The sequence below is a fragment of the Streptococcus sp. SO2 genome, from assembly GCF_030440025.1.
Genome location: NZ_JAQFJH010000001.1, coordinates 146,319 through 161,044, shown reverse-complemented (window position 1 = coordinate 161,044; position 14,726 = coordinate 146,319). Strand labels below are relative to the sequence as shown.

Here is a 14,726-nt window from a genome sequence, read left to right as displayed (position 1 = left end):
TTACTTTGAAAAGGTGTGATAGTGTGGCTACGGCAACAAAGAAGAAAAAATCAACAGTTAAGAAAAATCTAGTCATCGTGGAGTCGCCTGCTAAAGCGAAAACGATTGAGAAATACCTAGGCAGAAATTACAAGGTTTTAGCCAGTGTCGGGCATATCCGTGATTTGAAGAAATCCAGTATGTCAGTCGACATTGAAAATAACTATGAACCACAGTATATCAATATCCGAGGAAAAGGTCCTCTCATCAATGACTTAAAAAAAGAAGCTAAAAAGGCCAATAAAGTCTTTCTGGCGAGTGACCCGGACCGTGAAGGAGAAGCAATTTCCTGGCATTTAGCTCACATTCTCAACTTGGATGAGAATGATGCCAACCGTGTAGTCTTTAATGAAATCACCAAGGACGCAGTAAAAAATGCCTTTAAAGAACCTCGCAAGATTGACATGGACTTGGTCGATGCCCAACAAGCTCGTCGTGTCTTAGACCGCTTGGTAGGGTATTCGATTTCGCCTATTTTGTGGAAAAAGGTCAAGAAGGGCTTATCAGCAGGACGCGTGCAGTCTGTTGCCCTTAAGCTCATCATTGACCGTGAAAATGAAATCAATGCCTTCCAACCAGAAGAATACTGGACAATTGATGGTGTCTTTAAGAAGGGAACCAAGCAATTTCAGGCTTCTTTCTATGGTATGAATGGCAAAAAGATGAAATTGACCACCAATGAAGAGGTCAAAGAAGTCTTGTCCCATTTGACTAGTAAAGATTTCACAGTAGACCAGGTAGATAAGAAAGAACGCAAACGCAATGCGCCCCTACCTTATACGACTTCAACCATGCAGATGGATGCGGCTAACAAAATCAATTTCCGTACTCGAAAGACCATGATGGTGGCTCAACAGCTCTATGAAGGGATCAATATCGGATCGGGCGTGCAAGGTTTGATTACCTATATGCGTACAGACTCGACTCGTATCAGTCCTGTGGCTCAGAATGAAGCGGCAAGCTATATTAACGAGCGTTTTGGTAGCAAGTATTCCAAGCATGGTAGCAAGGTCAAGAATGCCTCAGGTGCTCAGGATGCCCACGAAGCCATTCGTCCATCTAGTGTCTTTAACACACCAGAAAGCATCGCTAAGTACTTGGACAAAGACCAGCTCAAACTTTATACCCTTATCTGGAACCGTTTTGTGGCTAGCCAGATGACAGGCGCTATCTTTGATACCATGGCTGTTAAGCTTTCTCAAAATGGGGTTCAGTTTGCAGCGAATGGAAGCCAAGTTAGGTTTGATGGTTATCTTGCTATCTACAATGACTCTGACAAGAACAAAATGTTGCCAGATATGGCTGTTGGAGATGTGGTCAAGCAGGTCAATAGCAAGCCAGAACAACATTTCACTCAACCGCCAGCTCGCTATTCGGAAGCGACTCTTATCAAGACCTTGGAGGAAAATGGGGTTGGACGTCCGTCAACCTACGCTCCGACCATTGAAACCATCCAAAAACGTTACTACGTTCGTCTGGCAGCAAAACGTTTTGAACCAACAGAGTTGGGAGAAATTGTTAATAAACTCATTGTTGAATATTTCCCAGATATCGTAAATGTGACCTTCACAGCTGAGATGGAAGGAAAATTGGATGATGTCGAAGTTGGAAAAGAGCAGTGGCAACGTGTCATTGATGAATTTTATAAACCATTCTCTAAAGAGGTAGCCAAGGCTGAATCCGAAATGGAAAAAATCCAGATCAAGGATGAGCCAGCTGGATTTGACTGTGAAGTTTGTGGCAGTCCGATGGTGATTAAGCTCGGTCGTTTTGGTAAATTCTATGCTTGTAGTAATTTCCCAGACTGCCGTCACACACAAGCAATTGTCAAAGAGATTGGAGTCGAGTGTCCAAGCTGCCATCAAGGTCAAATCATCGAACGCAAAACCAAGCGCAATCGTATCTTCTATGGTTGCAATCGCTACCCAGAATGTGAATTTACTTCCTGGGATAAACCAATTGGACGTGATTGTCCAAAATGTAGTCACTTCCTTATGGAGAAGAAAGTCCGTGGTGGTGGCAAACAGATTGTGTGTAGTAATGGCGACTACGAAGAAGAGAAAATTAAATAACACGAAGAGTCCTGAAAATAAATTTCAGGCTCTTTTTACTTGAAGCTTGACAAATTTCCTCACTTTGTGGGAAACTAGTAGAAGATTATTTCAATTAGGAGAAGACATGCGTATTATTTACCTAAGTATTGGTTTTATTTCTTTAGCCTTGGCTCTTGTTGGGGTTGTCTTGCCCCTCTTGCCAACGACGCCCTTCCTTTTGCTATCAATTGCTTGCTTTTCCAAGTCTTCAAAGAGATTTGAAGATTGGCTTTATCACACCAAGCTCTATCAGACTTATGTAGCTGACTTTCGGGAAACCAAGTCAATAGCGCGAGAACGAAAGAAAAAAATCATCGTATCTATCTATATCTTGATGGGAATTTCTATTTATTTTGCTCCTCTTTTGCCAGTCAAAATCGGTCTGGGAGCCTTGACTATCTTTATCACCTATTATCTCTTTAAAGTCATTCCTGACAAAGAATAGATAAAAATAGTAGTTATTTGCCTTGATAAAAATGAAAGCATATTTAAAATAATATGATATAATAAATTTAAAGAAAACATCAAGGAGAATCAAATGATTTACGAATTTTGTGCTGAAAATGTGACCTTGCTAGAAAAAGCCATGCAGGCTGGAGCTCGTCGAATCGAACTTTGTGACAATCTAGCAGTGGGAGGAACAACACCTAGCTATGGAGTGACCAAGGCAGCGGTTGAACTGGCAGCTAACTACGACACCACCATCATGACTATGATTCGTCCCCGTGGTGGCGACTTTGTCTATACTGATCTTGAAATAGCGATCATGCTAGAAGACATTCGTTTGACTACTCAGGCTGGAAGTCAAGGGGTTGTATTTGGGGCATTAACTGCTGATAAGAAGTTGGATAAGCCTAATCTTGAGAAGCTGATTACCGCATCTAAAGGAATGGAAATTGTCTTTCACATGGCCTTTGATGAATTAAGTGATGAAGACCAGTTGGAAGCCATTGACTGGCTCAGCCAAGCCGGAGTCACTCGTATCTTAACTCGTGCTGGAGTTTCTGAGGACTCGCTAGACAAACGTTTTGCTCACTATCACAGAATTTTGGAACATGCAAAAGGTAAAATTGAAATCTTACCAGGTGGAGGAATTGACTTGGACAACCGTCAAACCTTTATCGACCAACTTGGTGTGACTCAATTGCACGGTACCAAGGTTGTCTTTTAAAAAATAGAAAGGAACTGCTAGCTTTGGGTAGCAGTTTTCACTTATGTTTGAAATTTTTAAATCCTATCAGTTTAATCAAGAAAAAGTTCGTGCCTTCGGTTTTATAGAAAATGAGGGAGTCTGGTCCTACAGTTTCCAGATTTTGGATGGAGACTTTGTCATGATTGTGTCCATCACTACAGATAATGTGAGTTTTCAAGTTTTTGATCAGGAGACTGGTGACCTCTATCCTCAAGTACATATGGAAAGCATGCGTGGGAGTTTTGTTGCAAGTGTCCGTGAGGCTTGTTTGGAGATTCTCTATCAGATTCGGAAGGCTTGTTTTGATGTGCAGGATTTTATCTGTCCTCAGACTAAGCGCATCATGGCTCAAGTTCAGGAAAAGTATGGTAATCAGTTGGAGTATCTGTGGGAAAAATCGCCTGATACAGCTGTATTGCGCCATGAAGGCAATCAAAAGTGGTATGCTGTTTTAATGAGAATTCCTTGGGATAGGCTAGATAAGGGGAGAGAAGGGCTAGTCGAAGCAGTTAATATCAAACACGACCAAGTAGCTGACTTGCTTTCACAAAAGGGTATTTATCCAGCTTTTCATATGAATAAACGCTACTGGCTTAGTCTGGCGCTTGATGATAGTTTGCAAGATGAAGAAGTGATAGAACTCATCGAAAGAAGTTGGAACTTGACTGTGAAAAATTAAAGAAAGTTACTTGATTTTTCAAATACTTTCAATTAGCAAAATATTCTTTATTGAAGAAATTTTCAGAAAATAATGGATTTTTTCTTGACAAGTGTTTTTAGCTATGCTAAAATACTAAACAAGATATCAAACGAAGGAGAAAGTCAAACATGAAAACAGCTAAGTTTAATCAATTTGCTTTGTTGTTGAGGTACTCGGGCTAGTGCAAAAGCATTAGTCCTGTTTGGCTTACCAAGCGGGAGTAAATCAACATCTCGCTTGGGCTTCTAAGCGAGATGTTTTTTTAAAACCACATTTGGAAAAGGGGAAATCTTATGCGTAAAGTTGAATTTTTTGATACAAGCCTTCGTGATGGGGAACAAACACCTGGTGTTAACTTTTCAATAAAGGAAAAAGTTTCCATTGCAAGACAGCTAGAGAAATGGGGAATTTCTGTAATTGAAGCTGGTTTTCCGGCTGCTAGTCCAGATTCATTTATAGCCGTTCAAGAAATTGCTAGAGCCATGAAAAAAACAGCAGTGACAGGATTAGCTCGTTCTGTAAAATCTGATATTGATGCTTGTTATGAGGCGCTTAATGATGCCAAGTATCCACAAATTCATGTCTTTATCGCTACCAGTCCGATTCACCGCAAGTATAAGCTCAATAAAAGCAAGGAAGAGATTTTAGAAGCTATCAAGGAACATGTTTCTTATGCTCGTTCTAAGTTTGAAATCGTCGAATTCTCTCCTGAAGATGCGACTAGAACAGAGTTGGATTTCCTCTTGCAAGTCGTTCAAACAGCGGTCGATGCAGGTGCATCTTATATCAATATCCCTGACACAGTTGGCTTTACGACTCCAGAAGAGTTTGCACGTATCTTTGATCACTTGACTGAAAATATTAAATCAGATCATAAAGTTGTCTTTGGTGTCCACTGTCACGATGATCTCGGTATGGCAACTGCAAATACTTTGATAGCAATTAAACACGGTGCTGGACGTGTCCAGGGAACTATTAATGGTATCGGTGAACGCGCAGGTAATGTTGCTCTTGAAGAAGTAGCTGTTGCTTTGAAGATTCGTGAGGATTTCTTCCAAGCAACTAGTGATATTGTTTTGGATGAAACAATGAATACGTCTGAAATGGTTTCTCGCTTCTCTGGTATTCCAGTTCCTAAAAACAAGGCTGTGGTTGGTGGTAATGCCTTCTCCCACGAGTCTGGTATTCACCAAGATGGAGTCCTTAAAAATCCTCTCACTTATGAGATTATCACACCTGAATTGGTCGGGGTTAAGAGTAATAGTCTTCCGCTTGGTAAATTGTCTGGTCGCCATGCCTTTGTTGAAAAACTAAGAGAACTGGCCCTAGATTATACAGAAGAGGATATCAAACCACTCTTTGCTAAGTTCAAGGCGTTGGCAGATAAGAAACAAGAAATCACAGATGCAGATATTCGAGCTCTGGTCGCTGGTACCATGGTTGAAAACCCAGAAGGCTTCCACTTTGATGATTTACAACTTCAAACTCATGCAGATAATGACATTGAAGCTCTCGTTAGCCTAGCAAATATGGATGGTGAGAAAGTCGAATTCAATGCGACAGGGCAAGGTTCCGTTGAAGCTATCTTTAACGCTATTGATAAGTTCTTCAACCAATCTGTTCGTTTGGTATCCTACACTATTGATGCGGTGACGGATGGGATCGATGCCCAGGCTCGGGTTTTGGTCACTGTTGAAAACAGAGATACCGAAACCATCTTTAACGCAGCAGGTCTTGATTTCGATGTATTGAAGGCTTCGGCTATTGCTTATATCAATGCCAATACTTTTGTTCAAAAAGAGAATGCAGGTGAGATGGGGCATAGCGTTTCCTACCGAGACATGCCTAGTGTGTAAAGGAGAAGGCTATGACAAAGAAAATAGTAGCTCTAGCAGGGGATGGAATCGGTCCAGAAATCATGGAAGCTGGTTTAGCAGTTCTAGAAGCTCTAGCTTCAAAAACAGGTTTTGACTATGAGATAGACAGATGCCCCTTTGGAGGTGCAGGTATTGATGCTGCTGGGCATCCCTTACCTGATGAGACCCTCAAGGCATGTAGAGAAGCAGATGCTATTCTCCTAGCAGCCATCGGTAGTCCCCAGTATGATGGGGCAGCGATTCGGCCTGAACAAGGCTTGCTGGCTCTTCGTAAGGAACTAAATCTCTATGCCAATATTCGCCCTGTAAAAATCTTTGACAGTCTCAAACATTTGTCACCTCTCAAACTGGAACGAATTGCTGGTGTGGACTTTGTCGTGGTGCGTGAGTTGACAGGAGGGATTTACTTTGGGGATCATATTCTAGAAGAGCGAAAAGCGCGTGATATCAACGACTACAGTTATGAGGAAGTGGAGCGGATTATTCGCAAGGCCTTTGAAATTGCAAAAAATCGGAGAAAAATCCTCACCAGTATCGATAAGCAAAATGTGTTAGCGACTTCTAAACTTTGGCGGAGAGTAGCTGAGGATGTTGCTAAGGATTTCCCAGATGTGACCTTGGAACATCAGCTGGTGGACTCAGCTGCCATGATCATGATTACCAATCCTGCTAAGTTTGATGTCATCGTGACAGAAAATCTTTTCGGAGATATTCTCTCGGATGAATCAAGCGTTCTATCTGGCACACTTGGAGTCATGCCATCTGCTAGTCACTCTGAAAATGGCCCAAGTCTCTATGAGCCCATTCACGGTTCGGCACCTGATATTGCAGGTCAAGGAATTGCCAATCCTATTTCCATGATTTTGTCAGTTGCCATGATGTTGAGAGATAGCTTTGGACGTTATGAGGATGCGGAGCGTATCGAACATGCTGTAGAAGCCAGTTTGGAAGCAGGAATTTTAACGAGAGATATAGGAGGAAAGGCTTCGACCAAGGAAATGACGGAAGCCATCATTGAAAGACTATGAAGATAAACGAAGGAATTACTCTTACCCTCTTGATTTGGAATGTCATAATTTTTATCATTTATGGAATCGACAAATCCAAGGCAAGGAGAGGTGCTTGGCGCATCCCAGAGAAAATTCTCTTGACGATAGCACTTGTCTGTGGTGGATTTGGTGCCTGGTTAGCAGGAATGATCTTTCATCACAAGACTCGAAAATGGTATTTTAAAACGGTTTGGTTCCTTGGCATGGTAACCACACTAGTAGCCCTATATTTCATTTGGAGGTAATGGATGGCAGGAAAATCGATTTTTGATAAATTATGGGACCGCCATGTCATCACAGGAGAAGAGGGGCAGCCCCAACTCATGTATGTGGACCAGCACTATATTCATGAAGTGACTAGTCCCCAAGCTTTTCAAGGATTACGAGATGCAGGTCGCAGATTGAGACGACCAGACTTGACATTTGGCACCTTTGACCACAATGTACCAACGGTCAATATCTACGATATTCGAGATGTCATTTCCAAGGCGCAAATTGATAAGCTTGCTGAAAATGTTGAGGAGTTTGGGATTGAACATGCGGCCCATGGTTCTGAAAAACAAGGTATCGTTCACATGGTAGGTCCAGAAACAGGAAGAACTCAACCAGGGAAATTCATTGTCTGTGGAGACAGCCATACAGCTACTCACGGAGCTTTCGGAGCCATCGCCTTTGGGATTGGGACTAGTGAGGTTGAGCATGTCTTTGCGACCCAGACCCTCTGGCAGGTCAAACCCAAGAAAATGCTGGTAGAATTCACTGGTGTTCCTCAAAAAGGAGTTTATTCTAAGGATTACATTTTAGCCTTGATTGCCAAGTACGGCGTTGCTTGTGGTGTAGGCTATGTGGTGGAATATCGTGGGCAAGCGATTGATGCTCTGACCATGGAAGAGCGAATGACCATCTGCAATATGTCCATCGAGTTTGGCTCTAAGATGGGGATCATGAACCCGGATCAGACTACCTATGATTATCTCAAGGGACGAGAATGTGTTCCAGAGGACTTTGAAGAGGCTGTGGCTGATTGGAAGACACTTGTCAGTGATGAGGATGCCGTTTATGATAAGGTTATTCAGATGGATGTCTCTGACTTGGCACCTATGGTGACCTGGGGAACCAATCCTGCTATGGGAGTTGACTTTGACAGTAGTTTTCCAGAAATTAAGGATATGAATGATGAGCGAGCTTATCATTACATGGACTTGGAGCCTGGTCAAAAGCCAGCGGACATTGAACTAGGTTATATCTTTATCGGATCTTGTACCAATGCTCGTCTCAGTGACTTGCAACTAGCTGCTCGATTTGTCAAAGGAAAGAAAATTGCTCCCAATCTAACAGCAATTGTAGTTCCGGGCTCTCGTCCTGTGAAACGAGCTGCTGAGAAGTTGGGCTTGGACAAAGTCTTTCTAGATGCTGGTTTTGAGTGGAGAGACCCAGGTTGCTCCATGTGTCTAGGGATGAATCCCGACAAGGTACCTGATGGCGTCCACTGTGCTTCAACCAGTAACCGTAACTTTGAAGATAGGCAGGGATTTGGGGCTAAGACACATCTTTGCAGTCCAGCCATGGCAGCTGCGGCAGCTATCGCAGGGCGCTTCGTAGATGTTCGACAAATGCCAGAAGCCCAGTAAGGAGAGGATATGGAGAAATTTACAGTTTATACGGGAACGACCGTTCCTCTTATGAATGATAACATTGATACTGACCAAATCCTTCCCAAGCAGTTTCTCAAGTTAATTGATAAAAAAGGCTTTGGTAAGTACCTTATGTATGCTTGGCGTTATCTAGACGATAACTACACTGAGGATCCAGATTTTGTTTTTAACCGACCTGAATATCGTAAAGCCAGTATTCTTATCTCGGGGGATAACTTTGGGGCGGGTTCTTCGAGGGAACACGCAGCTTGGGCTCTAGCTGACTATGGTTTTAAGGTTGTGATTGCAGGATCTTTTGGGGACATTCATTACAATAATGAACTCAATAATGGCATGTTGCCTATTGTTCAGCCTAGGGAGGTTAGAGAAAAGCTAGCCCAACTCAAACCGACCGACCAGGTAACTGTAGACTTGAAACAACAAAAAATCATCTCATCAGTTGGAGAATTCACTTTCGAAATCGATAGCGAGTGGAAACACAAGCTCTTAAATGGTTTGGATGATATCGGCATTACTTTGCAGTATGAAGACTTGATTGCTGCTTATGAAAAACAACGTCCAGCCTACTGGCAGGAATAGAAAAATAGAAAAGGAAATATAGAACTATGACAAAACACATTCAATGGAACGGTACACTTTCACAAGAAGGCTATGACATTTTAAAAGGTGAGGGCGGATGTATCGTTTGCCCCACAAAAGTTGGTTACATTATCATGACGAGTGATAATGCAGGACTTGAACGCAAATTTGAAGCCAAAGAGCGTAACCGTAACAAACCAGGTGTTGTACTTTGTGGTAGCATGGACGAGCTACGTGCTTTAGCACAACTCAACCCAGAAATTGAAGCCTTCTACCAAAAACATTGGGACGAAGACATTCTCCTAGGTTGTATCCTTCCTTGGAAACCAGAAGCTTTTGAAAAACTCAAAGCATACGGTGATGGCCGTGAAGAACTCATGACTGACGTTCGTGGTACTAGCTGTTTTGTCATCAAGTTTGGTAAAGCTGGTGAGCAGTTGGCTGCTAAACTTTGGGAAGAAGGCAAGATGGTCTACGCCTCATCAGCCAACCCATCTGGAAAAGGAAACCGTGGTAAGGTAGAAGGAATCGGAGAACGTATCGAAGGAGCAGTGGACCTTGTCATCGAAGCAGATGACTACGTTGCTTCAATCCAACCAGACAAAACGATTGAAACGCGCTACGAGCAAGGTGTGATGGTTTCTATGGTCGATAAGGACGGAAAACTCATCCCAGAACAAGGAGGAGACCGTTCAATCTCACCAGCACCAGTCGTTATCCGTAAAGGGCTTGACATTGATAAAATCATGATGCATTTGTCAGATACCTTTAACTCATGGGACTACCGTCAAGGTGAGTATTATTAAGATAAAAAAGAAGTCTAGTGTTATGAGGGAATAAAACCCTCTACTCTAGGCTTTTTCTTTAGAAATTCTTTTCTTTTTATATAGGATATGATATTCTATATATAAAATATATAGTTTTATATTCGAACATTATTATAAAAGGAGTAAGATTGATGTTGAAAAGAAAAGTTAGTCTGGAAGATTTTTATGACTGGTACCAAGAAAATAAAATAAGATTAAGAGAAGATGCATCTAAATATAGTATTTACAATGAACAATTACGTGAAGAATTTCTTAAAGAGTGGCCACTTGATAGAATTTTAACCATGTCTATTGATGATTATGTTATTGGGAAAGGTGCTAAAAGTAATTCTTTTTGCTATAGTCTTGAGAGGGGTAAATACAAATCTTTATTTTTAGGTATTGGCGGAGGAGGCTCTTCAAAATTTGGTATTTATTGGAATGAGGATAGCCAAAGCTATAAAAATCAAGCTAATAAAATCATTCCTATATCTGAATTGGAGCAACGTTTTAATAAACTAAAAAGAGATCTGTATCAGATTATTCAAATCGGTAGTAAACTTGATTTTGACAATCCTATATTTGATATGAAAAAGTCAACAAATGAATTTATTAGTCGTTCTGCTGTGGTGACAAAACTACTTTGTATTTATTCTGAGAATCCTTCTTTTTTAGGAGTAAATATGAATAGTCAAAATGAATTTTGGAATAGGTTGATTCCCCAAAGCAATCAAGGAGGACCCTATCGTCAGAATCATGAGATTTTTAAACTGTTTTCTAAAACATATCCTGAACTAGAATCTTCAATGTTGGGTAGTATTTTATTTGAGTATTCAAAAGATATTATAGACAGTGATAATAAGCAAGGAGAGAAAGAAATGTCTGAACAAAATAATATTCATCATCCCTTGAGTAATATCTTGTTACAATCCAAAAACCTCATCCTCCGTGGTGCTCCTGGCACAGGAAAAACTTATCTTGCTAAAGAAATTGCTAAAGAATTAACGGATGGTAACGAAGAAGACCAAATCGACTTTGTACAATTTCACCCATCCTATGATTATACTGATTTTGTAGAGGGGTTGAGACCGGTATCAAATGGGGATGGAGCTATTGAGTTTAAGCTACAGGATGGTATTTTTAAAGATTTTTGTCAGAAAGCAAAAGAAGCCCAATTGATTGGAGGACAAGATAATTTTGATGAGGCTTGGGATTCTTACTTAGAATATATAAATGTTGCTGAAGAAAAAGAATATATAACAAAAACATCTTACTTATCTGTTAATAGTAGACAAAATTTGTCAGTAAATTATGATAGTGGTGTTCCAGGATGGTCACTACCTCGCAAATATGTTTACGAGTTGTATAAAGATAAAAATTATAATAAGCAAGAATACTACAAAAGTGGTGGAAAAACTGTCCTAGAAACATTGAGAAAGAGATTTGGTTTGAAAGACTATGTTTCCCCAACAGAAATTGATACTGATAAGAAATTCGTCTTCATCATCGATGAAATCAATCGTGGAGAGATTTCAAAGATTTTTGGTGAACTCTTTTTCTCTATTGACCCTGGTTATCGTGGTGAAAAGGGAAGTGTTTCTACCCAATATGCTAATTTACATGAGACTGATGACAAGTTTTATATTCCTGAGAATGTCTACATCATCGGAACAATGAATGATATTGACCGTTCAGTAGATACCTTTGATTTTGCTATGCGTCGTCGTTTCCGTTTTGTTGAAGTTACTGCCGAGAGTCAAGTTGGTATGCTTGATGACGTGCTTGGTGATAAAGCCGAAGAAGCAAAAACTCGTCTAAGAAACTTGAATGCTGCTATCGAAAACGTTCAAGAGCTAAATAGTCATTATCATATCGGACCAAGTTATTTCCTTAAGTTGCAGGATGTGGATTTTGACTATGAGTTACTCTGGTCTGATTACCTCAAACCTCTATTGGAAGATTACTTACGTGGTTCTTATGAGGAGGCCGAAACTCTGGATACATTGAAAAAAGCATTTGATCTGACAAATAACGAGCAAACAGTTCAGCAAGATACTGGTGATAATGATGCGTATAACTGATAATCAGCATAAAATTGCTAAAGAAGACTTTGTAGCAGAATATCCCAAACTAAGTCAAGCGCTTCTTGATAGAACACTGGATAACCTTTCTCGAGAGGACCGTATCTTTATTTTCCCGAATGATTTGATAAATTCTCTTGATTTAGATAAGGACCAAAAGATTTTGGAAACAGTTAATCAGGAAATCAAGACAGGAAACGTGATTGGTTTTCTTGGATATGGTCAGGAAAGATTAACGATTGCCTCTCGTTTTTCTGATGAAAGTAACGACCATTTTTTGCATTATCTCTTACAAAAGGTTCTCAATATCAATCTGACTAGTTTGGATGTCGGTCTATCTCTAGAGGATAAACTCTATCAGCTTTTGATTTACCTCTTTCCCAAGTATTTACAAGCTGCTCTCAGAAAAGGTCTTTATAAGGAATACCAGAGATTTTCTCATAACGACAGTCATGTAAAGGGAGCCGTTGATGTAGGAAATCATCTTAAGAAAAATCTTCCTTTTACGGGAAATATTGCCTATACAACAAGAGAGTTTACCTATGATAATCCACTCATGCAGTTGATTCGGCATACGATTGAGTACATAAAGATTCAAAAAAGTTTTGGAGCACTACTTGATAGTAATCGTGAAAATATAACTGAAATTACTCGTGCAACTCCAGCTTATAAACTAGCTGATCGTGCTAAGATTATCAGAATGAATAAAATCAAACCCATCCGACACGCCTACTTCAGAGAGTACAGAAAGTTACAGGAACTCTGCTTGATGATTCTGAGTAGAGAAAAGCATGGTCTTGGCCCTCAATCTCAAAGGGTACATGGTATTCTCTTTGATGTTGCCTGGCTTTGGGAAGAGTATGTTCACAGCTTGTTGCCAAAAGGTTTCATCCATCCACGAAATAAAGATAAGACGGACGGAATTTCAGTATTTTCTGTTGGGAAACGAAAGGTATATCCAGATTTTTATGACAGAGAACGAAAGATTGTTCTAGATGCAAAATATAAGAAACTGGAGTTCACTGAAAAAGGAATCAACCGTGAGGACTTATTCCAGCTGATTTCCTATTCTTATATTTTAGAAGCTGAGAAAGCTGGTCTTGTTTTTCCGAGCAAGCACAAGGTTGTTGATAATGAGATAGGAAAGCTAGCAGGTTATGGAGCTTTGTTGAAGAAATTGTCTATCCATATTCCTCAGAATGCTTCATCTTATAATGAATTTTGTGAAATGATGGAAAGCTCCGAAGCGATTTTTAAAAGAAATATTGATAAGGAAGTGGGGAGAAACTAATCTCCTCACTTTTTATATTTAAATTATAAAAACCGAACATTATTGTTTTATAATTAAAATTATTTGACAAAAACTGTACTTTAGTTTATAATAAATCAAGGAAACGTCGGAAAAGGCGTAGGGATGCGCAAGCATAGCTAGGTCATTACAAAAGAAACGAGACAGCGATATGTTAAATGAATTTCCAATTTTTGATTACGAAGATATTCAGTTGATCCCAAATAAATGTGTCATTAAAAGCCGTGCAGAAGCAGACACAAGCGTCACACTTGGAAATCACACTTTCAAATTACCTGTTGTACCAGCCAACATGCAGACGATTTTGGATGAGGATGTTGCAGAGCAACTTGCTAAAGGCGGTTACTTTTACATTATGCATCGTTTTGATGAGGCTGGGCGCATTCCTTTTATCAAACGCATGCACGATCAAGGGCTCATTGCTTCTATTTCAGTCGGTGTCAAGGATTACGAGTATGATTTTGTTAGCCAACTCAAGGCTGATGCTCCTGAGTATATCACGATTGACATTGCTCATGGACATGCAGATAGCGTGATTTCTATGATTCAACACATTAAGAAAGAATTACCAGATACGTTTGTCATTGCTGGTAACGTGGGAACACCAGAAGCTGTGCGTGAATTGGAAAATGCCGGTGCGGATGCGACTAAGGTCGGAATCGGTCCTGGTAAGGTTTGTATCACCAAGGTCAAGACTGGTTTTGGTACAGGTGGTTGGCAATTGGCTGCCCTACGTTGGTGTGCTAAGGCTGCGCGTAAACCGATCATTGCTGATGGTGGGATTCGTACTCATGGTGATATTGCTAAGTCTATCCGTTTCGGTGCCAGCATGGTCATGATCGGTTCCCTTTTTGCAGGACACATCGAAAGCCCAGGGAAAACGATTGAAGTTGATGGCGAACAGTTCAAAGAATACTATGGTTCAGCTTCTCAATATCAAAAAGGAGCATATAAAAATGTGGAAGGCAAACGCATTTTGCTTCCTACCAAAGGGCATTTGCAAGACACCCTTACTGAGATGGAGCAGGACTTACAAAGTGCTATTTCCTACGCAGGTGGACGCAGAATTGCTGACCTTAAACATGTTGATTATGTTATCGTGAAAAACTCTATCTGGAACGGGGATGCATCCCACTAATGGACGCTTAGTCTACCCATAAAAAACTTGTTATTAGAGCAAATTTCTGTTATAATAAGACAAGTTTCCACCCTTAGTGTAATGGATATCACGTAAGATTCCGGTTCTTGAGATGGGGGTTCGATTCCCTCAGGGTGGATGTAAAAAGCCTATGAAAGCCTTAAATAAGGCTTTTTTCTTTATCTCGCCCCAAGTTTATCCCTAAAAT

The 14,726-nt window shown here is 40.5% G+C and carries 13 protein-coding genes and 1 tRNA gene; all 14 read left to right on the top strand.

Annotation, left to right across the window (positions count from 1 at the left end; translation table 11 throughout):
- Window positions 1-23 precede the first annotated feature (23 nt).
- The 14 genes from topA (at window position 24) to PCY17_RS00700 (ending at window position 14,657) form a co-directional block, all read left to right on the top strand.
- Entirely contained in the window at window positions 24-2,111 is a 2,088-nt protein-coding gene (gene topA / locus PCY17_RS00765) for a type I DNA topoisomerase (RefSeq protein WP_084944563.1), read from the top strand.
- 106 nt (window positions 2,112-2,217) lie between these two features.
- Window positions 2,218-2,577, top strand: coding sequence for a YbaN family protein (locus PCY17_RS00760; protein WP_001220359.1), 360 nt, complete (start codon window positions 2,218-2,220; stop codon window positions 2,575-2,577).
- Window positions 2,578-2,670: 93 nt separating this feature from the next.
- On the top strand, window positions 2,671-3,303 hold the full coding sequence (locus tag PCY17_RS00755; RefSeq protein ID WP_000638807.1) for a copper homeostasis protein CutC: 633 nt from the start codon (window positions 2,671-2,673) through the stop codon (window positions 3,301-3,303).
- 43 nt (window positions 3,304-3,346) lie between these two features.
- Entirely contained in the window at window positions 3,347-4,003 is a 657-nt protein-coding gene (locus PCY17_RS00750) for an MmcQ/YjbR family DNA-binding protein (protein ID WP_084944562.1), read from the top strand.
- 314 nt (window positions 4,004-4,317) lie between these two features.
- Window positions 4,318-5,880 (top strand): 2-isopropylmalate synthase, encoded by a 1,563-nt coding sequence (locus tag PCY17_RS00745; RefSeq protein ID WP_301390635.1) that lies wholly within the window; start codon window positions 4,318-4,320, stop codon window positions 5,878-5,880.
- Window positions 5,881-5,891: 11 nt separating this feature from the next.
- Window positions 5,892-6,929, top strand: a complete 1,038-nt coding sequence (leuB, locus tag PCY17_RS00740) for a 3-isopropylmalate dehydrogenase (RefSeq protein ID WP_084944560.1) — start codon at window positions 5,892-5,894, stop codon at window positions 6,927-6,929.
- The gene (locus PCY17_RS00735; protein WP_070657584.1) at window positions 6,926-7,195 is read left to right on the top strand and encodes a DUF1294 domain-containing protein; all 270 of its coding nucleotides are present in this window, start codon (window positions 6,926-6,928) and stop codon (window positions 7,193-7,195) included. The genes leuB and PCY17_RS00735 overlap by 4 nt, the downstream gene beginning before the upstream one ends.
- A gap of 3 nt (window positions 7,196-7,198) precedes the next feature.
- A complete protein-coding gene (gene leuC / locus PCY17_RS00730) occupies window positions 7,199-8,581 on the top strand; it encodes a 3-isopropylmalate dehydratase large subunit (protein ID WP_070657586.1) in 1,383 nt (460 codons plus the stop codon).
- 9 nt (window positions 8,582-8,590) lie between these two features.
- On the top strand, window positions 8,591-9,184 hold the full coding sequence (gene leuD / locus PCY17_RS00725; protein ID WP_247925365.1) for a 3-isopropylmalate dehydratase small subunit: 594 nt from the start codon (window positions 8,591-8,593) through the stop codon (window positions 9,182-9,184).
- Between the two features lie 26 nt (window positions 9,185-9,210).
- Entirely contained in the window at window positions 9,211-9,990 is a 780-nt protein-coding gene (locus PCY17_RS00720) for an L-threonylcarbamoyladenylate synthase (RefSeq protein ID WP_301390634.1), read from the top strand.
- Between the two features lie 152 nt (window positions 9,991-10,142).
- Entirely contained in the window at window positions 10,143-12,071 is a 1,929-nt protein-coding gene (locus PCY17_RS00715) for an McrB family protein (protein WP_070657590.1), read from the top strand.
- Entirely contained in the window at window positions 12,058-13,362 is a 1,305-nt protein-coding gene (locus PCY17_RS00710; protein WP_070657592.1) for an McrC family protein, read from the top strand. Before PCY17_RS00715 ends, PCY17_RS00710 begins: the two co-directional genes overlap by 14 nt.
- Window positions 13,363-13,531: 169 nt before the next feature.
- Window positions 13,532-14,518: a GMP reductase gene (locus PCY17_RS00705; RefSeq protein ID WP_070657594.1), complete on the top strand. Its 987-nt coding sequence runs from the start codon at window positions 13,532-13,534 to the stop codon at window positions 14,516-14,518.
- A gap of 67 nt (window positions 14,519-14,585) precedes the next feature.
- Window positions 14,586-14,657 (top strand) — tRNA-Arg (locus PCY17_RS00700).
- Window positions 14,658-14,726 lie beyond the last annotated feature (69 nt).

Bases quoted from the DNA above. Each gene is read 5' to 3' on its own strand.
- PCY17_RS00760 (WP_001220359.1), top strand. From the start codon at position 2,218: ATGCGTATTATTTACCTAAGTATTGGTTTTATTTCTTTAGCCTTGGCT.
- PCY17_RS00755 (WP_000638807.1), top strand. From the start codon at position 2,671: ATGATTTACGAATTTTGTGCTGAAAATGTGACCTTGCTAGAAAAAGCC.
- PCY17_RS00750 (WP_084944562.1), top strand. From the start codon at position 3,347: ATGTTTGAAATTTTTAAATCCTATCAGTTTAATCAAGAAAAAGTTCGT.
- PCY17_RS00745 (WP_301390635.1), top strand. From the start codon at position 4,318: ATGCGTAAAGTTGAATTTTTTGATACAAGCCTTCGTGATGGGGAACAA.
- leuB (WP_084944560.1), top strand. From the start codon at position 5,892: ATGACAAAGAAAATAGTAGCTCTAGCAGGGGATGGAATCGGTCCAGAA.
- PCY17_RS00735 (WP_070657584.1), top strand. From the start codon at position 6,926: ATGAAGATAAACGAAGGAATTACTCTTACCCTCTTGATTTGGAATGTC.
- leuC (WP_070657586.1), top strand. From the start codon at position 7,199: ATGGCAGGAAAATCGATTTTTGATAAATTATGGGACCGCCATGTCATC.
- leuD (WP_247925365.1), top strand. From the start codon at position 8,591: ATGGAGAAATTTACAGTTTATACGGGAACGACCGTTCCTCTTATGAAT.
- PCY17_RS00720 (WP_301390634.1), top strand. From the start codon at position 9,211: ATGACAAAACACATTCAATGGAACGGTACACTTTCACAAGAAGGCTAT.
- PCY17_RS00715 (WP_070657590.1), top strand. From the start codon at position 10,143: ATGTTGAAAAGAAAAGTTAGTCTGGAAGATTTTTATGACTGGTACCAA.
- PCY17_RS00710 (WP_070657592.1), top strand. From the start codon at position 12,058: ATGCGTATAACTGATAATCAGCATAAAATTGCTAAAGAAGACTTTGTA.
- PCY17_RS00705 (WP_070657594.1), top strand. From the start codon at position 13,532: ATGTTAAATGAATTTCCAATTTTTGATTACGAAGATATTCAGTTGATC.